Here is a 20,939-nt window from a genome sequence, read left to right on the forward strand (position 1 = left end):
ACACAAGGAGGTCTCGATGAAACACGTTCAGGTACTCCCCCGCCCTGGCCGTCACGGCCGCAGCGCTCTGCTCGGCGCGACACTGCTCGCTACCGCCTTCGCCCTCGCCTCCCCGACGCTGGCCGATTCGATCCCGGTCGAAATACTCGACCCCGGCCTTCAGGTCACGACAGTGCTCAACACAGGCCTTAGTCAGCCGATGGGCATCATCTTCCTTGGCCCCGACGATTTTCTCGTCCCCGAAAAGGGCTCCGGGCAGGTCAAGCGGGTGACCAACGGCGTCGTGCTGCCTGCACCGGTACTCGATCTGCCGGTCAATAGCAGTTCTGAACGCGGCTTGCTGAGCCTGGTGTTGCACCCTGACTTCCCGGCGACGCCCTATATGTACGCCTACTGGACCGAGAGCTCGACCGGCGCCGATTCGACCGCGATCAACGAGGTTCCCCTGCTCGGCAACCGGGTCGACCGCTTTGTCTGGAATGGCAACTCGCTCGTTTTTGACCGCACCCTGCAACGGCTTCGCTCCCGTCAGACGGACAATGTGGAAACCCCGGGGCACCCGGGCACCGCCAACGGTGGCGAATTCGGCAACCACAACGGCGGCGTGATGCGCTTTGGCCCGGACGACAAGCTCTATGTCTTCATGGGCGACCAGGGCCGGCGCGGCTGGCTGCAAAACCTGGCCAACGGCCCCTTCCTGACCGCCCCCTTGCTCGATGACACCTTCGGCGGCCCGGCTCCCGATACTGCCCACCTGGCCGGCGTCATTCTGCGCCTCAACGACGATGGCTCGACGCCGGCCGACAATCCGTTCTTTGCCTCCGGTGCGGCAATTGGTGGCGAAGTCGGCCAGAACATCCAGAAGATTTTTTCCTACGGCCACCGCAACGGCTTCGGCATGGCCTTCGACCCCGTATCCGGTTCGCTATGGGAATCCGAGAACGCTGACGACGCCTATTCGGAGCTGAATCGCGTCATTCCCGGCATGAACGGCGGATGGATACAACTGGCCGGCCCATTGAGCCGCGTCGCCAACTGGAAACTCATCGAAACCACACAATTTAACCGAGCGCTGCAACAGGTTCGCTACCCGCCAACCCGCTCGGTCTACACTGCCAGCCTGGCCACATCGCGCATGGTCAGTTTGCCGGGCGCCATCTACCGTGACCCGGAATTGAGCTGGCGCTACGAAATCGGTCCGTCCGGCCTCACCTTCGTCCGCGACGACAGCCTGGGGAACGCCAACAGCGGCACCCTGTGGATGGGCTCGGCGCGCGCCTTCTCGCAAGTCGGAGGAACCGGCGGCAGCGTGTACCGGATTCGCCTCACAGCGGATCGCCTCACGGTTGACACCAGCGCCGACCCGAGACTGGCCGACCGGGTGGCCGACAACCTGTTCCGCGCCAGCAAGTTCGACGGCACGGAAAGCGAGACCCTGCTGATCGGTCGCGGCTTCGGCGTCACTCCAAGCATCGAACAGGGGCCGGATGGCAATCTCTACGTGGTCTCGCTCTCCGACAACGCCATCTACAAGATCAGCCCGAGTCCGTAGATAGCGCTGGTTTCCCACGGCTGGTTTCAGGCCAACGGCAGCTGAGGCCAGCGCAGCGGGCACTCGTCCGGCCAGGCAATCTGAGATAATCCGGGCATGCCGACCATTGCCCGCCTCCCCGACCTGCTGATCAGCCAGCCATCAGCCTGTTCGTCAACATCGAACTGGCGCCGGTCGATGTGAACGACCACCCGGCCAAGACCTAAGCCCGCTTCCGCGACTCGTGCGCCACGCAACACAGTTCGTCTTCCACGCCATCCAGCGCACGCTGGCGACAGCGGTGGAACCCGTGCGCAGATCGCAATTGGAACGGGCACCGCCACTCCCGCGCAAGCGGTAGTGACGGTGCCCGAGTCAGCAGTCTGAAAGCCAGACCCAAAGGTCTAGCTTTCAGGTTCTTCAGAACAAGGATCAGGCCAGCTTCTTTTTGCGCCTGGAGATGGCCAAACCGGCCAGCCCCAAGCCAAAGAGAGCGAGGCTTTCGGGTTCAGGTACCCGGTTGTCGCCTTGCACGTCAAAGATGATCTCGTAGCTCCAACTACTGCTAGCGACTCCACCGGGAGCAGTCATTGAAACAGGAGAAAAGGCGTAAACACCCTCGCCAAGCGGTAGCGCTCCCACAAAAAAGTCTTGATCAGAACTATCTAAAATATTGGCAGTACTAGAACTCAACACACCGCCAGAATGGCCACCAGTCTTAAGGTCCCAAGTGGAAGTCAGGCCCGACTGACCTACCACTACTTGATCAAATGCTGAAAATATGACATTGGTCAGTGTTTGGCCGACACCCAAATGGAATAAAAATCCATCGAAATCAACACCATCCGTTCCAAACGAACTACGGCCCAGTACCGAGTTTGAGCCGATCGAAAAGCCAAGATCAACAGTATCCTGCGCGGCCAAATCGCCGTTTACAGCCTCAGAATAGATAACTCCTGCTTGAGCCGAACCCATAAAAAGGGTTACGAGAATCGCCGCGATCGAAAGTTTTGCCATACAGCCCTCTATAAAAACCCTAACGTTCTAAATACAAAGCAATATCGAGACCAATATAAAACTAACCTAAAAAATCAATCGATTGCAAAAACACACAAAACCAAAACAATTAATTCGTCATGGTCAGTGTCAAATTTTCCGACACAATTTCTCATTAACTGGCTGCCGTACGCCTATCGGAGCAATCTGAGATAATCAGCGGATGCCGACCATTGCCCGCCTCCCCGACCTGCTGATCAGCCAGATTGCCGCTGGCGAAGTGGTTGAAAGACCCGCCTCCGTCCTCAAGGAACTCCTCGAAAACAGCCTCGATGCCGGCAGCAAGGCGATCCAGGTGCATCTCGAAGAAGGCGGCGTCAAGCTGATCCGCATCACCGACGACGGTTGCGGCATTGCCAAGGACGAACTGGCGCTGGCCCTGACCCGGCATGCCACGTCCAAGATTGCCAGCCTCGACGATCTTGAACGGGTCGGCACCCTTGGCTTTCGTGGCGAGGCGCTGGCTTCGGTCGCTTCCGTCGCCCGGCTGAGCATCACCAGCCGCGAACGCGGTGCGGCGCATGCCTGGAAATTGAGAGGAGAGCCGGGTGCGGAGCCAGAGCCGGCCGCCCTGATGGCCGGCACAGTCGTCGAAATGCGCGACCTTTATTTCAACACCCCGGCCCGCCGCAAGTTTTTGAAATCGGAAAGCACCGAATTCGCCCATTGCGCCGATGCCGTCCGCCGTCTGGCGCTGACCCGCCCGGATGTGGCGATCAGCCTGACCCACAACGGTCGCAACCTGTTCCAGCTCGCCCCCGCCGACGCGCCGCGGCGCATTGCCGACATCCTCGGCGACGATTTCCTCGGCGCCGCCCGCGCTGTCGATGCCGGGGCCGGCCCGTTGTCACTCGCCGGCTTCGCTATCGACCCGACGCGCGCCACCGACGCCAAGGATGGCCAGTACGTCTTCGTCAACGGCCGTTTCGTGCGCGACAAGATCATCAGCCATGCCCTGCGCGAAGCCTATCGCGACGTCCTGCACGGCAGCCGCCAGCCGGCCGTCTGCCTGTTCGTGAACATCGACCCGGCGCTGGTCGACGTCAACGTCCACCCGGCCAAAACCGAAGTCCGCTTCCGCGATTCGCGCGCCATGCACCAGTTCGTCTTCCACGCCATCCAGCGTACCCTCGCCGCGCCGGTACAGGCCGAAGCCGCCCCGGCGCTGGTCGAACGCGAGACTTCCACGGTCAACCGGCAAAATCAGCCAAATTTCGAATACGCCCCGCCGCTCCGTCATCAAGGCAGCCTCGGTGTCGCCGAACCGGCTGCTGCCGCCTATCTCGCCTTCGCCCGTGCCGCGCAGCAGGTCGCGCCATCGTCCGCCGGCCCGGCCACGACATTTCAATTTCAGCCCAATTTTCCGGTTGACCGTGGCAATGACAGCCCGCCGCCCGACAGCGCCGGCCCGCCGCTCGGCTACGCCCTGGCCCAGCTGCACGGCATCTACATCCTCGCCCAGAACGCCCGCGGCCTGATCCTCATCGACATGCACGCGGCGCACGAGCGCATCCTCTACGAAAAGCTCAAAACCGCCTTCGACAACCGTCAGATCGCCACCCAGGCGCTGCTCATCCCGGCTGTCTTCTCGGCCGACCCACTCGACATCGCCGCCGTCGAAGAACACGCCGACGCCCTGGCCGACCTCGGCTTCCAGATTGCCCCGCTCGGCCCCAACCAGCTCGGCGTCCGCGCCGTCCCCGCCCTGCTGCAAAGCGGCGACCCCGCCGCGCTGGCCAAATCGCTGATCGCCGAACTGCGCGAACACGGCATCACCCAACTCGCCACCGCGCGCCGTAACGAACTCCTCGCTACCATGGCCTGCCACGGCGCCGTCCGCGCCCGCCGCCTGCTCACCGTTCCCGAAATGAATGCCCTGCTTCGCCAGATGGAAGAAACCGAACGCGCCGGCCAATGCAATCACGGCCGGCCGACGTGGACGGAGTTGTCGCTCAACGATCTCGACAAACTATTTCTGCGCGGGCAATAATTCGGCGGCTCACACCCGCCCCGGCCCGCGCCCTCATGATGTCATCCCTCAGGCAGTTGCTCCGACCGTCCTCGGCGCCCCCCGGCGAACGTCGCAACGTCCTGATCGCCCTCGGGCTTCTCGCCCTGCTGACGTATATCGGGCTCATTGTCGGCGGCCTGAAAATCTCACTGGACCGCGAAAACGAGTTTGCCCTGCGCAACCTCGACAATCTGGCGCGCGTACTGGAGGCACATGCCCACAACACTGTGGACAAGATCGACACCGTGCTGCTGGCCAGCCAGCTGCGCCTGAACACCACGCTGTCCGGCGAATCGGGCGACGCTGCCGCGATCAACACTGCGCTGGCCAGCTATCTGGCGCTGATCGCCAGCGAATCGCAAAGCCTGCGCGTGGCCAATGCCGAGGGCAACTTCACGCATGACGCCTCGGGCAAAATCGCCAGCGTCCATATTCGCGACCGCGACTACTTTCAGCGCAATCGCGATGGCGCCAGCGCGCTGGTCGTCTCAGAGCCGCTGTTCGCTCGCATCACCAGCAACTGGGTGATCACGCTGAGCCGCCGCCTCAGCGACCCGCAAGGCAATTTTGCCGGCCTGGTCCAGGCAGCGGTACGGGCCGATCATTTCCAGGAATTTTTCACCAGCCTGAAGCTTGGTAGCGGCCAGAGCATCGCGCTGGTCGACCACGAAAGCCGCCTGATCGCCCGTTACCCGGCCGCCCCCGAACGTCAGGGCAAAGCCATCGACGGCATGCCGCTGACCGCGCTGATCGCCGACAAACGACCGTATGGCAATTTCACCCACCACTCCTCGGTTGACGGTGTCGAGCGGCGCTATGTCGCCCGTCAGGTCGGCCACTACCCGTTGTACGTAGTGGTTGGCCACGCGCCGAGCGACTATCTGGCCAACTGGTATCAGCAAGTTCTCTGGTCAGTCCTCAGCATTCTGGTGTTGGCCTTCGTTCTGGCCGGCTGGATCGCAGTCTGGCTGCGCACCTACGACCGGGCGCACGCGCTGGCGCAAGGGATGACCCGGGCCTACGAGAACACCACGCGGCAAACCCGGGCCCTCCTCGACAGCCTGCCCGACCCGGCCTGGCTGAGCGACCCCCAGCAACGTCTGATCGCCGTCAACGACGCCTACGCGCGGGCCTGCGGCAAACCGGCCGACACCCTGCCCGGGCAGACGGTAGCCGCCATCTGGCCGGCGGAGGCAGCCGAATCGCTGACCCGGCTGGATGCCCTGGCGCTGACCGAACAACGGCAACAGCGGCGGACCGACACCCAGCAACTGGCCGATGGCGAGATCCGTCATTTCGAGTTCATCTCGACACCGGTCCTCGACGACCGCGGCGAACTGACCGGCGTCGCCGGGGTCGCCCGCGACATCACGCAACTGCATGAGGACCAGGAGCGTATCCGCTACCTGGCCGAACACGACCAGCTGACCCGGCTCCCCAACCGCAGCATGCTGGCCGATCTGATGTCACAGGCGCTGGCGCTGACCTTCGGGACCCAGGCTGAGGTCGCCCTGATGTTCCTCGACCTCGACCATTTCAAGAACGTAAACGACACCCTCGGCCACGAGATTGGCGACCAGTTGCTGCTTGAGGCGGCCCAGCGTTTGCGCCGCAGCCTCGATGCGCGCGACACGGTCAGCCGACAGGGCGGCGACGAATTCGCCATGCTCATTCAGGGCTATGGCTCGCCCTCGCGCCTGGCCAGCATCGCCCAGCGACTGATCGACGCACTGGGCGAGCCCTTCATGGTGGCCGGGCACGAATTGCGGGTTGGCGCCAGCATCGGCATCAGCACCTACCCGGAGGACGGCAAGGACATCGGCAGCCTGCTCAAGAACGCCGACACGGCGATGTACCAGGCCAAGGCCGCCGGCGGCAATGCCTACCGCTTCTTTACGCCCGAAATGAACACCCGCATCTCCGAACGAGTGATGCTGGAAGACTCCCTGCGCCGGGCGCTGCGCGGCCAGGACATCTACCTCAACTACCAGCCGCAGGTCGACGCCCAAAGCGGCCGCCTGATCGGCCTCGAAGCACTGGTCCGCTGGAACCATCCGGAAATTGGCAATATCCCGCCCGCGCGCTTTATCCCGATCGCCGAGGAAAGCAACCTGATCAACCAGATCGGCGACTGGGTGCTGCGTGAAGCCTGTCGGCAAAACCGCCAGTGGCAGGATCAAGGCTTGCCGCCCGTAGTCATGGCGGTCAACCTGTCCGCCGTTCAGTTGCGCCAGGCCAACCTTGCCCAACGCATCGTCGCCATCCTCGCCGAAACCGGCCTGGAAGCCCGCTGGCTCGAGCTGGAAGTCACCGAAAGCGCCTTCATCCACGACACCGACCGCATCGTCGCCGTGCTCGACGAACTTAGCGCCCTGGGCATCAAGCTGTCGATCGACGATTTCGGCACCGGCTACTCCAGCCTCGCCTACCTCAAGCGTCTGCCCTTCGACCGCATCAAGATTGACCAGTCCTTCGTCCGCGAACTGCCGGGCGATACCGACGATGTCGCCATCGTCCGGGCCATCATCGCCATCGCCGACAGCCTGCAAAAGGAAGTCATCGCCGAAGGTGTCGAGGAGCTCACCCAAGCCGACTTCCTGCTCGACCACGGTTGCCGCCTGATGCAGGGCTACCACTTTGGCCGCCCGACCTCGGCGGTCGCCATCGAAGCCGTGTTACAGCGGGGCGGATACCTCCCCATGCGGGCAGTCGACGCGGCCGTTTGATTCCCACGGTCAACCGGAAAATTTGGCCAAAAACGAAAACCGGTCCTGCAGCGAAGCCGGCGGGCCAGCCTTCATGAATCACTGATCAACGCGACAAACGCTTTCTGCGCGAGCAAGAAAAACCCCGCCGCAGCGGGGTTCGGGCGCAAACGATAGATCGCTTACAGCGACTGGCGGCGACGTGCCATGGCACCAATCAGACCGAGACCAGCCAGGAACATGGCGTAGCTCTCCGGCTCGGGAACGGCAGCAATAGCGGATGCCACAACATTGGTACTACCGCTAGCGTTGGCCCCCAACTGGATTGTTCCGGTAAGGAGACCAGCGGACATATTCACAAATGCACCAGCCAGTGTCACCGACGTCGACTGGGTTGATGGTGAATTCGGATACCACCAGTAATAATTTCCGACAAATGAAGAAGTAGTGTCATACGAGTTTTGGCTGCCATTCCCGCTTGCACCTACACCGTTCACCGTCATGACAGCATTGGCAGAGGCACTCTCTCCGTTGCCAGTCGAGGAATCATACCCGACCGTGGATGACGCCTGTGTTGAAGCATTGGCTTGGAATACAACCGCGGTATTCGCGCTCAACTGGAAGCTGCCACCGCCGTTGTAGTTTTGCGCAGATGCGGTGAACGACTTGCCGTTACCTCCCGCACTGGTTGCTGTGGCAGACCCTGAAGCAGAAAGCGAGTTGGTGGTGATCGTGGCGCTCGCAGCCGCATTGAAGATACTTGCCATCGAGCTGTTTACCTCCCCGACCGGCATGTAATTGTTGGTGTAGCTAGTACCATATTGCCCGCTGACGTTTGCATTGGTGTAAGTAGCCATGTTCGGATCAATGCCGGACACGTTGGCCCACGTAATCGTCGGCACAATGCCGTCCAGCGGGTTCAGATCGTAGAGCGTAATCGTAAAATCGCTGATCGTCGCAGATGCGGATACGGCCGCCATGGCCGGTGTTGCAAACCCTATTGCAATGGCACCAACCAATGCCAGTTTCTTGAATACGAATTTCATTTTTTCCCCTTAAGTAGATACCTGCTTCTTAATGCTAGCAAAGCACTAACCCAACGTCATTAGTCCATTTGGATATCCAGTAAACATAAAATTGGCGTGCAAAGGGATTGTTAAAATCTCTTTTCTCGATTAAACAGCCCTGACCAAAATCCCACGGTCAACCGGAAAAAATGGCCAAAAATGAAATCTTGCCCAGCGATAAAATCCCTGCTCCATGCTTGAATTCCTGATCGAGATACTTGGCGAGTTCGTGCTCCAGGCGGTGGGCGAGGCTTTGCTGGAATTGGGTTTTCACTCGCTCGCCGAGCCTTTCCGGAAACCACCGAATCCGTTGCTGGCAGCGCTCGGTTACGCAATTTTCGGCGCGCTGGCGGGAGCACTAAGCCTGCTTTTCCTGCCAGATCATCTGACGCCCTCCGGCCTCCCCCGCCTCGCCAACCTGCTGCTGACACCGATTGCCACCGGCTTGTGCATGGTCGCCATGGGCACCTGGCGGAGCCGGCGTGGCGATGCCTTGCTGCGCATTGACCGCTTTTCGTATGGCTACCTGTTTGCCCTGAGCTTGGCGCTCGTCAGGTTTCAATTCGCCCACTGAACGGCCATGCCAACAACATGCTTGCATCCCATCTGAAAAGTTCGTAGGCTCCTGATCAGCCCTCCGGTTTACGGGGGAAGCGCGCCATGAAGGCCGGCTGTTTTGCCGGCAGACTTTTGACCGCCGGAGACCTCCATGCTCAATCTGTTTTCCGTCTCTGCTTTTCGGCGCCGCCATGCCTGGCGGCTGTTTTTTGCGCTTCTGGTAATGGCCGGACTGAGTGCCTGCGGAAGCCCCCGCGCCCCCGAGGGCGCCAGTGCCGGGGCTGAACCGCCACCTCCGCCGCCACCTGCAGCAGCAAGGCCGGCACCGGCTCCCGCGCCGGCGCCCGCACCACTGCCGCCGGCGCCACCCAAGCCCGCGGCTGCCAATGGGTCGAGTGCATCTGCGTCAATTCCGCAGTTCGACTGGCCACCGCCCAAGGCCTCCGCCGAACAGTCAATTCCCGACAAATGGCTGCGCACCGGCGCGACGACGCGGCTGGCCAATGTCGCCGACAAGTTCGAGAAGGCCCTGCGTCTGGCGCACTACGAGCAGCGGAGCTATTACGCCGTGCCGCGCGGTTTTGCGCTGGCGACGCAGCTTGAGCAGATCAAGGCCGATGGCACGCCGATGCCCGGCGCGGATCGCTGGAAGATCGGCACGCCGTCGGTGAGCAATCTGTCGCTGGCGAGTTTCATCAAGGCCCTGGCCAAAGCGCCGGCCGGCAATTATCGGGCGATTGTTTTTGTCGTCACCGACGCCCCCTGGGTGCAGTCCACCACGGCCCCGAGCGACGAAAAGATCAAGGGCTGGGCCGGTGGCGGGGCGCACGCGCTGCCGGGGTCAATTGGCGCCTTGCCGTATGGCGAGGACTATCGCGCCCGAGCCCTGATTTACGAGTTCAAAAAGGGCACGTCCGGACCGGCGAAAACCCTGCTGCCCAGCGCGGTCTCCGGTGAAATGCATCTCGACAAGGGGGGCATCTGGGAACCCTTGAGCATACTGTGAAATCCGGCGAGGCAAGGCGCTTTCATGGCTAATCCGGTCTTCATCAGCTACCGGCGCAGCGATACGACGGGCGAAGCCGGGCGGCTGGCCGATTCGCTGGAAAACCTGCTCGGCGCCGCCTGCGTCTTTCGCGATGCTGACGACATTCCGGCCGGCGAGGATTTCGCGGTCTTTTTGCAGCGCGAGCTGGCCGGGACCGAGGTCACCGTCGTCCTCATCGGCAAGAAATGGCTGACCGAACTGAACAGCCGACTCAACCAGTCAAACCCCGATTTCGTGCGCATCGAGATCGCCACCGCACTAAAACTCGGCAAGCGGGTCATCCCGGTTTTGCTCCAGGGTGCCGAATTGCCGAGTGCGGCGTCGCTGCCCGACGATCTGCGGGCCCTGGTCAATCGCCAGGCCATCAACCTGCGCGACGAGGCGTGGATCGCCGACGCCGGCCGTCTCGCCGATGCCATCGGCCGTCCCTACGCTTGGCGCCTGCTGGCGCTGCGCGCCGTGATTTTTGTCGTCGCGGCCGTGATTGCCACCAAATACGCCATCGGCACCCTGGCGCCGGACGCCGACAACCAGCTTGAACTGGCGCGCGCCATCATCGGCTGCCTGCTGGTGCTCTTTGCCGGCGTTGAGGGGCTCTTGTGGTGGAAACGCAAAAAGAGGGTGGCGTAATTTGACGCGGCGAATGGCTTCCGTGCTGCTCTGGCTGTCCGGCGCCTTGGCACTCGGCCTTTTCGTTGCCATGGCTGTCCATTCATCGGCCTTGTTGCCCGGCATTCCGGCCCTGCAATTCACCTTCAACGAGGCTGACTTCAAAGCCATTCTGGCCCAGTGGGGTCCGGATGGCGTCGAACTTTTCCGCCGCCATTTCCGCATCGACTTCGCGGTCCTCGTCAGCTACGGCCTGTTCGGCTACCTGCTCGTCCGCTACGGCTGCCTTTTCCGGCAACTCGACTGGACGACCCGACGCCTTTCCAGCTGGACCATGCCAGGCGCCGCAGCGCTCGATGCCATTGAAAACCTGCTCCACCTCCGGTTGATTGCCGAGCCGGCAACCCATGCCCCAGCCCTCTACCTGATCGCCGGCGTGGTAGCGACGGGCAAATGGCTGCTCATCGCCAACTTCATGGCCGGCACGCTGTACCTGCTGGTCGCCAATTGGCGCAACGGCTGCGAGAAATGACGCCAGCCAGGGAATCCGACGGTCAACCGGAAATTTTGGCCAAAATTGAAAGGTTCAGCCTCCAGCCATGACCACCCAACTCGCCCCGCCCGGCGCCGGCCTGCCGACCCTGGAACGCTGGATCTCCCGCACCCTGCTGCACGCCTTGCGGATTTTTTTAAGCAAGGATGCGCTGACCCGCTGGCTGCGCCGGGAGACCGAAACCGTCCTCGCCCTGGCTGCCAGCCTGCCCGCAGCGCAGGCCAACCAGCCAGTCCTCGTGCCGCGCGTCGCCGGGCTGGAAGACAGCAGCCGCGGCTGGTCGGCCAATATGGTGCTGCGGCATCTGGTCATCGTCGATACCGGCATCCGCCAGATTGCCGAAGCCTTCTCGGACAATAATCCCTTCGACCGCGAAGTACGCATCGCCGAGGTCAAGCCCGAACTCACCGCCGGCGCCGAACAGCACGCCCTGCTGCGCGCGGCGGTCGACGACTATGCCCGGCTGATCGACCGCCTCGGCGATTTGCGCAGCCCCCTGCGCCACGCCCATCCATGGTTCGGCCAGCTCGACCTGCGCGGCTGGCATGCCCTGGTCGCCATGCATACCACGGCCCATCGCCGCCAGATGCAGCGCATCGTCGCCCGGCAAATGCCCGGAAACTAGCCAACCCCGCGCTGATCAGCGCACAAAACAACACATCGTTACAGCCAATCATCGGCTGCGCCGCCTAAAATACCGGCGATGTTCGTGTCCCATCCCTCTTCGGCCCGGCGTGCACTGCTCTACGCGTTTGCCGCCTCGCTCCTGCTCCACGCCCTGATCCTGATGATCCCCCGGCATGATCCGGAGGAAACATCCAGTCCACCGCGCCTGGAAGCCCGCCTGCGCAAGCCGGTGTCGACCGAAACGGCGAGTGCTCCCGAGGCACGCCAGAAGCCGGCGAAAATCAAGCCGGAACGCCCGCGACTGCTGACCACCAACAAACGGAGCAAAACCTCGGTGGCCAGCGCTCCGCAATGGACGGCGGCCGAAAAGGCCGACATGAACCGCTTTCTCGACGAACTCGACAACAACGCCAAGGCCGCCCCCAAGCCGACGCTGGCCCAGCGTTCAAAAGCCATGGCCCGCGAGGAAGCATGGAAGCAGGCGCGGGAAGAGTCGGCCGGCAGCGCCCTGCTCGACCTGCGCCCCAACGCCACCCCACCCGACCCCTTTAGCCTCGAAATGTATCTCGAAGGCCTGCTCAGACGCCTTAACCGCAGCGCCAGCTTCGTCAAGAATGACCCGCGCGCCAAGGGCATGCGGCCGGCTTCCATCGAGTTCAAGATCAATCCGGATGGCTCGATGAAGTCCTTCAGGGTCGTCAATGCCGGCGATCAGGTCGACGAGATCGCCTTCGTCAAAGCCGTCGTCGAACGCTCCATCCCCTTCTCGCCCTTCCCGGCCGATCTCGACAAGGCGGCCCGCTCGCTGACCATGCGCATCTGCATCAACCCGGTCGGTTCGGGCGAAGGCGGCTTCGGCTTCACCCGGGCCGGCGGCCGGAGCTGTTGAGCCAGGCAGCGGCCAGGCTCACTTCGTCAGGTTGACCGCTTCCTCAGCCCAGCCAATCGCCTCGACAGAAGCCGACTCGATGGCTTCGAGCGAATGGCCCAACTGTTCGGCCAGACGCGCCACGTTCTCGACACGGCCCTTTTCGACGGCGATGCTCAGCATCAGATAGCGCGCCAGCGGGCCGTCGCTGTTGAGCAAGGCGCTGATCAGAACGGGCGACAAATTGATCTTGGCGACCACCGCACTCATCGGCAGGCCAAGCAGGCTGTCGAGCAAGGACAGCAGGCCGAGCAGGAAGAGTTCGTCACACTCCAGCTTGTTGTGCGTCGCCTGACCGAGCACCTCAAGGAAGCGCCCGCGCGCCAGTGCCAGTTCGAGCAACACCTCGTCGCGTGGCGAGGCGGCGCCGGCCCGGAACATTCCGATCGACAGCCAGCGGTAGAGTTGCTCCCGGCCGAGCACCATGATCGCCTGATCAATGCTGGTTACCGGCTGGGACAACCCGACCATCGGCGAGTTGGCCATGGCCATCACCTTGACGATAACCCCTGGGTCGCGTTTGGCGATCTGGGCAATATCGGCCAGATCGGCCTCCTTGCGTAGCTGATTGAGCATTTCGATCAAGACCAACTGGCTCTGGCCGATTTCCTTGGCCTGCTGCTCCTCGTCCGGCGCGGTGGTAAAGGCGCCGAGGCAATAGGCGATGCCGTGCGAAACGCAGTAACGATGCTCCGGCCAACGGCTCACTCTGTCGGCGATGAATTCAAGGGCGGGCTTTTCCTGGCGCAAGGTTTTGAGTAATTGCTCCAGAGCGGGCAAGGAGAAAGCCGAAAAATCGAGCAGCAGAAAATCAGCATGGGCCAGGATCGCCTGCCGGTGGGCAAGAATGTCGCTTCCCGCCAGCGCTATCCGCGCGCCAGCGCCGCGTATGGCGGCGGCAACCTCGTTCCAGGCATCGGCAACCAATGCGTTGTCCGGGAGGGCGAGGAGAAAGCAGGTCTTGGGACCGATCAGGGGCTTGTAGTCGTGGCGCGTCCAGTCATCGTGGGTCAGCGGGATCAACGCCAGCCGCCGCTCGGCGAAGGTCGCCACGTCATTGGCGGCGAGGATTTCCAGCGTAGACCTCGGGTCAGGCAACCGCGCCGAATCGGGGCGGCGCGCCGAGAAACGATAGCCCGCAATGCGGGTCTTGCTGTCGATGATCTCATCACGCTGCAAGACAACGGCTGGCGCCTTGTGGACGGGAGCGGCGGGCACTGGTGCTGAGGGCATTTGCATAGCGCCGGAAGGCTGGTCGCTACCAGTGGGCGCAGGCTTTTCGCCAGCCATGCCGAAGACGCGCTTGATGAAACCGAACATGAGGCTGAACCTTGAAATGATGGCATCGGCAGCCGGAACAGTAGCGCCCGAAAAAACACCGATTTGACAGAGATATTATATTCGTCAAATCGTCCGAAAAGTTGCCGTTCGCCAATTCGGCAATCGCTCCTCCCCGACCGCGACCAAGCGGCCCACCAGATGGCACGACATGCGGCAATTTGACACATTCCGCAAGTATTAGCCCTTCCTTATCATCCGTCAGCCCGATCCCCCTCCTGTCCGTCAAACGGTCTTTACCAGAGGCGTTTGGGCGTCATTTCAACAAAAATCAAATTAGGGGGTAGCACTTTGAAGGCGTTCAAGATTCTCATTTCCGCGCTGGCCATCTACATGACCGGCACCGCAGTCGCGCAAGCCCAGAGCTATTCGCCCGAGGCGATCGACATCCTGCGCTACATGATCGAGGAAGAAAAACTGGCTGGCGACGTGTACCGCTCGCTCGGCGCCCTCTACCCGACAATCATGCCGTTCAAGAACATTCCCAGATCGGAAGACACCCACGTCACTGCACTGGTTGGTCAAGCCAACGCCATCGGGCTCAATATCAGCGATCTGACCTCGCTGCCGGCCGGCCAGTTCCAGAACCCGGCGCTGCAATCGCTCTACCAGAACCTGGTGGCGCAAGGCAGCGCCTCGAGCTTTGCCGCGCTGACCGTCGGCAAGAATATCGAACTGCTCGATATCGCCGACCTGACTGCAGCCAGGGCCCTGATTCCGATGGACTCAAACCTTTACACGACCTATGGCAGCCTGATGAACGCCTCCAACAACCATCTGAGAGCTTTCAATAGCTGGCTGGCCGTAACGCCGGCACCACCGGTTCCCGAACCGGAAAGCTACGCCATGCTGCTGGCCGGGCTGGCCATCGTCGGCGGCGTTGCCCGCCGTAACCAGCGGGCCATGAACTGAAGCGCTGTCCGCCGCCGTCTGACGGCGGGCACTTGACCACGGCGCAGCTTAGTCTGCGCCATCTTTTTTCGTCACAGGCGAGGCATCGGAAGGTGCGCCGGCCCCTCCAGCCGCATCGACAAGCGCATCAAACACCCGGTCGGCATCGCGGCGGCGGCGAATTTCGATCACCCTGACCTGCTCCAGGGCGGGGCCGAAAACGGCTTTCAGACGTTCCTTGCCTGTCGTTTCATCGACAACCAGCACCAGTTGCTGCGGCGGCAGGCGTTTTGCCAGTTGCTGCAGTTCGAATTCGCAACCGAGCCGTGCTGCGCTGATACCACGCACATCCATGATCACGGCGTCGGCGCGCAACATTAGTTCGACCACCGTAGTCTGCCAGGTCGAGTCGCGGCAGCAGAATTCGGTAATGCGGAAACGCCCGTCGGGATCGGGCGCCAGATCGAGCCTCGCCAGCTTGCGGTCGAGGCTGGGGCGGGTCGTGACGAACAGGTCGTCGATGCGCCCGGTCAGCCAGCGCAGGTAGTCACCGGGATCGATGGTGCGGGCAGTGACGTCGGGGGCGGCGATCATGGTGACCGGACCCAGCAAACGCCAGCGTGACGCGACGCGGTCAAACAGGCGCTCAGTGCGGGCGGTGTAGCCGAATACCCGGAGCAGGAGCAGCGTTGGGGCCGGCCTGGCAGTGGCCAGTTTGGCAAGGCCCAGCAAGTGCATCACCCAATGGTTGGCCAGCGGGAAGAGCACAATCTCGCCAATAACCAGCAACAGTGCGAAGGTCGGCCGCTCGCGGCCGGCCAGGATGTCGAAGCCGATGGTGACGACGAGCATCAGCCACCAGGTGCGGGCCAGCAACTGGGCGTCGGAAAAGTGCTTGGCCTCGTAGTCAGCGGCCAGTTTGCCCAGACGCAACCAGGCCAGCCAGCCGACCGGCAGGGCAATGAGCATGAAAACGCCATTCAGCCCAAGGGTATAAACCCACGGCGTGCCGACCTCGGTGGCGGCGAGCACGGCAGTCAGGCGGGAGCCGGCAAAGGGTGCCGCGGCAAAGACCAGCACGGCGGCGAAGGTGATCGGAACGACACCGCGCAGCCGGCGCGGCCAGGACATCAGCCAGAACAGCCCGGCCATCCATAGCTGGTTCCAGGCGATATCGAAGAACAGCGGGAACAGGCCAAGAATTTTCCAGCTCAGGGGCCGGCCGAGCAGGCTGCGCTCGATGACGCCGGCGCTCAGGCAGAGCGCCGCGAAGCCCAGCATCATGGCGACAAAGGCGGTAACGATCCGCCGTGGCGGCCAAGCCAGCGAGACCGCGATCATCGGCAAGGCGGCAATCATGTAGCTGCAGGTTAGCGCCAGCGCATAGGTCGGCGAGGTGCTCATTTCGCCGGCGACCATGGTGGCGATGGCCATCGGCAAACCGCAAATGGCGGTAGTCAGCAACCAGGCAGCGGCAATGCGCTGGCGCATCGCGCCCTCGTGAGCGGCCAGGTCGCCGGAACCCACCGCAACCCGGGCGGGCGGACGCTCGGCCGGCAAGGGCAGCGCCGTGCTGTCGCCCTGCATCATCCCGCCAAGAATGGCCAGCCGGTAACGCCAGAGCACGAACAGCGCGACAACGACCGTAACCAGCACGCTGTTGATGAAATGCACACTCGGTTCGCCGCCATGCATCGCTCGCTCCCGACCTGCCTGAATGGTGCTAGCCTACTGCCAATGTCATTTTCAGGAAACTGTCATGACCACTCTCACCCCCGAAACAACCAGACACCACGCCCGTTGGCGCGAGCCCCGGCGCTTCCTGCTGGCGACTGTGGCCATCACCCTGCTCTACCTTGGCATTCAGGCATTCTGGATGTGGGGCGCAGCGGAGCTGGCGCACGTCGGCTGGACAGTCAATGACCCGGCCCGGACCTATGCCTACGAAGCAGCCGAGATCGCCGAAAAATCCCGAGAACGCGAGGCGGCGCTTGACCCGCACTTCCCGCAGCACGTTTTCCAGCTCGGCTTTGAATACGGCTACCTGAGCCAGTGGCTGGGCGGCTACGGGCAACAACCTGCCGAAATCATGGAGCAGTTATCGCGGCCGGTCGAAGCGCACATTCGCCGCCTCGACGAAACGGCCAAGTTGCTCGGCGTGGCGCCGGTCAGCCGTTTGCCGGTACGTACCGCCGCTGATTTCAGCGGCCTGACCCAGCGCATTGAAATCGATCCGGAAGGGGTTGCCGGGCGCATCGAACAGGTCGGCTCACCGCGCCTGCGCCATCTTTTCCTGCTTGCTGCCCATGTCGGCACGATGATGGCGGCGCTGGATTCGCCTGGCGACATGACACCGATTCCGGCCACTCAGTTGATTGGCATGCATGCGACGCTGGCGGGTATTCGTGAAGCGCTGTGGCGGCCACTCAGTCTGGTTTCTCGCGGCTCGCGGGAAACGATGCAGAGCGACTATCAGGCCGCCATTGCCCATCTGGAAATTGCTCTAGTCGACACTCCGGCGCCAGGCAACGCCCGGCAAACGCAGTAAGTCCTAGCCAACTGTCGGAAGCGCAGCCGGACTCACACCGCCGGACTTGCCTCAGCTTGGCGGGCCGGGAGCCAAATGGTGAAAGTTGTGCCCTGCCCTGGCTGACTGGCAACATCGATCTTGCCGCCGTGTTTTTCGATGATGCCGTAGGAGACCGAAAGGCCGAGGCCGGTGCCCTTGCCGACCGGCTTGGTGGTGAAGAAGGGGTCGAAAATGCGGGCCACGATTTCGGGCGGGATACCGCTGCCGGTATCGCTGACAGAAAACCACACCTTGTCGTCGACGCAGCCGCTCTTCAGCGTAATCCTGCCCTTCTGATCGATAGCCTGGGCGGCATTGACCAGAAGGTTCATGAATACCTGGTTGATCTGCGATGGCCGGCATTCGACCAAGGGCAGCTTGCCGTAGTCGCGGACTACCTCGGCCTTGTATTTGATCTCGTTCGAGACGACGTTGAGGGTACTCTCCATGCCGGCATGGAGATCGACCCATTCCATGCCGACCTCCCCGGTCCGCGAGAAATCGCGCAAATCCTGGACGATCCGGCGAACCCGGGTGGCGCCGTCGATCGATTCGGTAATGAGACAGCGGATGTCTTCGCGCAGGAAATCAAGGTCGGCCTTGCGTTTCAATTCCTCAAGGCTTTTCTTGACCTCCGGATCATTGGCGAGCAGCGGTTCGATCGTGGTCGACATATCCTCGATCAATTTGATCAATTGGTCGACATAGCCTTTGAGCGTGCCCAGATTGGAATTGACGAAGCCGATAGGGTTGTTGATTTCGTGGGCCACGCCGGCCGCGAGCTGGCCGATCGAGGCGAGTTTTTCCGACTGGTGCAACTGGTTGTGAGCTTCTTCCAGTTTCAGGATCAGGATGCGCTGCTCTTCCTTTTCACTTTGCAGGGCCTGGTTGACCCGCTCGTTCTCGCGCAGTGCCGCCTCCAGTTGCTGGGTCCGTTCACGGACCTGGTTTTCCAGGGCCACACCCGACTGGAAGGCGCTGAAATCCGAGACTCTCGCGCTCATGTCGCGCTCCGCCCGGTTCATCAGGGCGGTCACTATCTTGTTGAGGCGAACAACCTCGCGCTGCAGCGCAGCTTCCTGCGGCAAGGCGTTGGCGGCGATCGGATCAGTCATGTTTCCCCTCGGGAGCGGAGCCAATGGCAATACCGGTAAAGGTCTGGTTGACGTGGACGCCGCCAAATTGTTCGCCATAGGTGCTAAAGCCGACCGTATTGTTACGCTGGAACAAATCGCCGATTTTCCCCTTGAGCTGCTTCTGGGTAATTTCCAGATTACGCAGGATGCAATCGCAACCAAGCGTCAGCGCCGGCTGGCCGATTTCCTCGCGGAGATTGTCGAAAGTCTGCTCCAGGTTGGCATAGATATCGCCGCCTCGCGCCACGCGCAGGACCAGCCCTTCCTCGATGGCGCAATAAAAGGTCAGGGTGCCATCCGGGTTGGCTTTCTGGATAGCCCGGACGTAATCGGTACCATCAAGAACGACCACCACCGGGGTAGCAGCAAAGTGATCCGGGGTGAGACTTTCGACCGTCACGCCAAGCACCCGCGCATATTCCTCGGCCGCCGGCAGGCCATTGATTTCCTTGACGATGCGCCGAGCGGCATCGGCCTCGGTGACCACCAGCCGTTCGTTTTCGCTGGTGAAATGCTGGGTCTTGAAAATGCGGATCGGAAGAGGCGTGCTGACCAACAGCAAAACGGCGCTGTTGTCACGGAAGGCACCGTCGTGGAAGACCTTGGTGTTGGCAAACTTAAGATCATCGCCCGCCGAGCCGCCACACAGGTGAATGCTCCCCAGCGCCGCTTGCAGGGCACGCACAACGGGTTCTTCGCGAACGGACAGGCCATCAATCAGGAGCAGCGCAAAGGCTCTGTTCCCCTTCGAAACGTGCTTGTCCAGTTGCTGCAGTAGTCCTTGCACAAACACCTGACCCTGCGCGATTTCGAAATTTTTCAGATCGGGAAGACAACCGGCAGCGACCGTACCGGCGGCTGAGGCGAAACTGACACCGGAAAGGCTCTGGGCACGGTAACCGGCAGAGCCGATTTCGCCGGCCGTAGTGCAACCAATCAGGGGCACGCTGCCAAACAGCTGGTTCAGTTCGTCGGCCAGAGCCTCGAGATCATAGTCGCTGGAGCAGAAAAAAATGACCATGGACATGTCGGGCTGCTCGACCCCGGCATGAAATTCCCGTGCCGCCTGCCGCGCATCAGTGGCGCAGGAATGGGTGATACGAAAGGGAGAATCGGTAGCCATGTTGTCTCCATGCTCCTCATGTTTTTATTTGCCACTGCAGGTAGTGCAGCCACTCCGATTATCCGGACTGAGGCAAAGCTGTCCACTCATCATCGATTTTTAGCAAAAATAACCAGAAACAGCAAAATCAGTGTTTCATGAGATCGATTCAACTCGACGCCTCCAGCCGACCCTGACCTGGAGGCTCCGGAGATCGACCGGCACCGGGCATGCTAGCATTCGCCGCCATGAACTCACCCCGTCTGCCTCCTGCCATCCTGATCATGGGTCCGACCGCGTCGGGCAAGACGGCGGTTGCCATGGCGCTGGCCGACCGATTTCCGGTCGAGTTGATCAGCGTCGATTCGGCCCAGGTTTTCCGCGACATGGATATCGGCACCGCCAAGCCGGACCGCGCCACGCTGGCTCGCTATCCGCACCGTCTGATCGATATCATCTCGCCGGAGGAAAGCTACTCCGCCGCCCGTTTTCGCGCCGATGCCCTTGTAGCAATGGACGAAATCACCAAGGCCAGCAAGGTGCCCGTGCTGGTCGGTGGCACGATGCTTTATTTCCGTGCCCTGCTCCACGGTCTGGCCGATCTGCCGCAGGCCGACGCTGCCCTGCGCGCCAAAATCGACGCCGAAGCCGCGGCTGAAGGGTGGCCGGCGATGCACGCCAAACTGGCGCTTTTGGACCCAACAACGGCCGCCCGCCTGCACACTACCGACAGCCAGCGCCTGCAACGCGCCTTGGAAATCTGCCGGCTGACCGGCCGGCCGATGTCAGAATTGCTGGCCGAGAGCGAAAAACAGAAGCCGCCTTACGATTTGCTCTCCATCGGCCTGCTGCCTTCCGATCGTGCCGTCCTGCACGATCGCATCGCCCGCCGTTTCGACGAAATGCTGCTGGCCGGCCTCGACGACGAAGTGCGCCTGCTCCGCCAAAAATACGATCTGAGCCTCAATCTGCCCTCGATGCGCTGCGTCGGCTACCGGCAGACCTGGGAAGCGCAGGACGGCACAATCCCGCGCCAGGAACTGCGTGATCGCGGCATCTTCGCGACGCGCCAGCTGGCCAAGCGCCAGATCACCTGGCTGACCAACTCGTTCGAAGCCGAGACTTTTGATTGCCTGAACCCGATGCTGACCGAGCAGGTGGCCGAGCACACCGCACGCTTCCTGGCGACCTGAACGGAGGACTGCTACGG

Annotated in this window: 18 protein-coding genes; 12 read left to right on the forward strand and 6 right to left on the reverse strand. The window is 62.1% G+C overall.

Annotation, left to right across the window (positions count from 1 at the left end; genetic code table 11):
• Positions 1-16: 16 nt before the first annotated feature.
• Positions 17-1,552: a PQQ-dependent sugar dehydrogenase gene (locus KI613_RS15545; protein WP_226401028.1), complete on the forward strand. Its 1,536-nt coding sequence runs from the start codon at positions 17-19 to the stop codon at positions 1,550-1,552.
• A gap of 411 nt (positions 1,553-1,963) precedes the next feature.
• Here KI613_RS15545 and KI613_RS15550 read toward each other — a convergent pair whose 3' ends face one another.
• Complete coding sequence (locus KI613_RS15550) at positions 1,964-2,548, reverse strand: PEP-CTERM sorting domain-containing protein (RefSeq protein ID WP_226401030.1); 585 nt, start codon at positions 2,546-2,548, stop codon at positions 1,964-1,966.
• Positions 2,549-2,750: 202 nt separating this feature from the next.
• On the opposite strand from KI613_RS15550, the gene mutL reads away from it, so the two are divergent.
• The gene (gene mutL / locus KI613_RS15555; RefSeq protein ID WP_226401031.1) at positions 2,751-4,577 is read left to right on the forward strand and encodes a DNA mismatch repair endonuclease MutL; all 1,827 of its coding nucleotides are present in this window, start codon (positions 2,751-2,753) and stop codon (positions 4,575-4,577) included.
• Positions 4,578-4,612: 35 nt separating this feature from the next.
• Positions 4,613-7,324, forward strand: a complete 2,712-nt coding sequence (locus KI613_RS15560) for a bifunctional diguanylate cyclase/phosphodiesterase (RefSeq protein WP_226401033.1) — start codon at positions 4,613-4,615, stop codon at positions 7,322-7,324.
• Positions 7,325-7,485: 161 nt separating this feature from the next.
• Here KI613_RS15560 and KI613_RS15565 read toward each other — a convergent pair whose 3' ends face one another.
• Complete coding sequence (locus KI613_RS15565; protein WP_226401035.1) at positions 7,486-8,349, reverse strand: PEP-CTERM sorting domain-containing protein; 864 nt, start codon at positions 8,347-8,349, stop codon at positions 7,486-7,488.
• A gap of 214 nt (positions 8,350-8,563) precedes the next feature.
• Between KI613_RS15565 and KI613_RS15570 the strand changes: the two genes are divergently transcribed.
• The 6 genes from KI613_RS15570 to KI613_RS15595 all read left to right on the forward strand — a co-directional run bounded on the left by KI613_RS15570 (position 8,564) and on the right by KI613_RS15595 (position 12,654).
• Complete coding sequence (locus tag KI613_RS15570) at positions 8,564-8,944, forward strand: hypothetical protein (protein ID WP_226401037.1); 381 nt, start codon at positions 8,564-8,566, stop codon at positions 8,942-8,944.
• A gap of 135 nt (positions 8,945-9,079) precedes the next feature.
• A complete protein-coding gene (locus KI613_RS15575) occupies positions 9,080-9,934 on the forward strand; it encodes a hypothetical protein (RefSeq protein ID WP_226401039.1) in 855 nt (284 codons plus the stop codon).
• A gap of 24 nt (positions 9,935-9,958) precedes the next feature.
• Positions 9,959-10,606 (forward strand): toll/interleukin-1 receptor domain-containing protein, encoded by a 648-nt coding sequence (locus KI613_RS15580; protein ID WP_226401047.1) that lies wholly within the window; start codon positions 9,959-9,961, stop codon positions 10,604-10,606.
• Positions 10,607-10,619: 13 nt separating this feature from the next.
• Positions 10,620-11,117 carry a hypothetical protein gene (locus KI613_RS15585; protein ID WP_226401048.1) on the forward strand — a complete coding sequence of 166 codons (498 nt, stop codon included), beginning with the start codon at positions 10,620-10,622 and terminating at the stop codon, positions 11,115-11,117.
• Between the two features lie 67 nt (positions 11,118-11,184).
• On the forward strand, positions 11,185-11,763 hold the full coding sequence (locus KI613_RS15590; protein ID WP_226401049.1) for a DinB family protein: 579 nt from the start codon (positions 11,185-11,187) through the stop codon (positions 11,761-11,763).
• Between the two features lie 78 nt (positions 11,764-11,841).
• Positions 11,842-12,654 (forward strand): hypothetical protein, encoded by an 813-nt coding sequence (locus KI613_RS15595; protein ID WP_226401050.1) that lies wholly within the window; start codon positions 11,842-11,844, stop codon positions 12,652-12,654.
• Positions 12,655-12,672: 18 nt separating this feature from the next.
• Here the strand turns inward: KI613_RS15595 and KI613_RS15600 are convergent, their stop codons facing one another.
• Positions 12,673-14,013 carry an EAL and HDOD domain-containing protein gene (locus KI613_RS15600; RefSeq protein ID WP_226401051.1) on the reverse strand — a complete coding sequence of 447 codons (1,341 nt, stop codon included), beginning with the start codon at positions 14,011-14,013 and terminating at the stop codon, positions 12,673-12,675.
• A 309-nt stretch (positions 14,014-14,322) separates the two neighbouring features.
• On the opposite strand from KI613_RS15600, the gene KI613_RS15605 reads away from it, so the two are divergent.
• A complete protein-coding gene (locus tag KI613_RS15605) occupies positions 14,323-14,943 on the forward strand; it encodes a ferritin-like domain-containing protein (RefSeq protein WP_226401052.1) in 621 nt (206 codons plus the stop codon).
• A gap of 48 nt (positions 14,944-14,991) precedes the next feature.
• Here the strand turns inward: KI613_RS15605 and KI613_RS15610 are convergent, their stop codons facing one another.
• Positions 14,992-16,617 (reverse strand): hypothetical protein, encoded by a 1,626-nt coding sequence (locus KI613_RS15610; RefSeq protein WP_226401053.1) that lies wholly within the window; start codon positions 16,615-16,617, stop codon positions 14,992-14,994.
• A gap of 64 nt (positions 16,618-16,681) precedes the next feature.
• Here KI613_RS15610 and KI613_RS15615 point away from each other — a divergent pair, with 64 nt between their 5' ends.
• Positions 16,682-17,470: a hypothetical protein gene (locus KI613_RS15615; RefSeq protein ID WP_226401055.1), complete on the forward strand. Its 789-nt coding sequence runs from the start codon at positions 16,682-16,684 to the stop codon at positions 17,468-17,470.
• 32 nt (positions 17,471-17,502) lie between these two features.
• On the opposite strand, the gene KI613_RS15620 is transcribed toward KI613_RS15615, so the two are convergent.
• Positions 17,503-18,606, reverse strand: a complete 1,104-nt coding sequence (locus KI613_RS15620) for an ATP-binding protein (protein ID WP_226401057.1) — start codon at positions 18,604-18,606, stop codon at positions 17,503-17,505.
• Positions 18,599-19,750, reverse strand: coding sequence for a nitric oxide-sensing protein NosP (nosP, locus tag KI613_RS15625; protein ID WP_226401059.1), 1,152 nt, complete (start codon positions 19,748-19,750; stop codon positions 18,599-18,601). The genes KI613_RS15620 and nosP overlap by 8 nt, the downstream gene beginning before the upstream one ends.
• 227 nt (positions 19,751-19,977) lie before the next feature.
• On the opposite strand from nosP, the gene miaA reads away from it, so the two are divergent.
• A complete protein-coding gene (gene miaA / locus KI613_RS15630) occupies positions 19,978-20,922 on the forward strand; it encodes a tRNA (adenosine(37)-N6)-dimethylallyltransferase MiaA (RefSeq protein WP_226401061.1) in 945 nt (314 codons plus the stop codon).
• Positions 20,923-20,939: the final 17 nt, after the last annotated feature.

Origin of the sequence: Ferribacterium limneticum (assembly GCF_020510585.1) — a bacterium.
Lineage (GTDB): Bacteria > Pseudomonadota > Gammaproteobacteria > Burkholderiales > Rhodocyclaceae > Azonexus.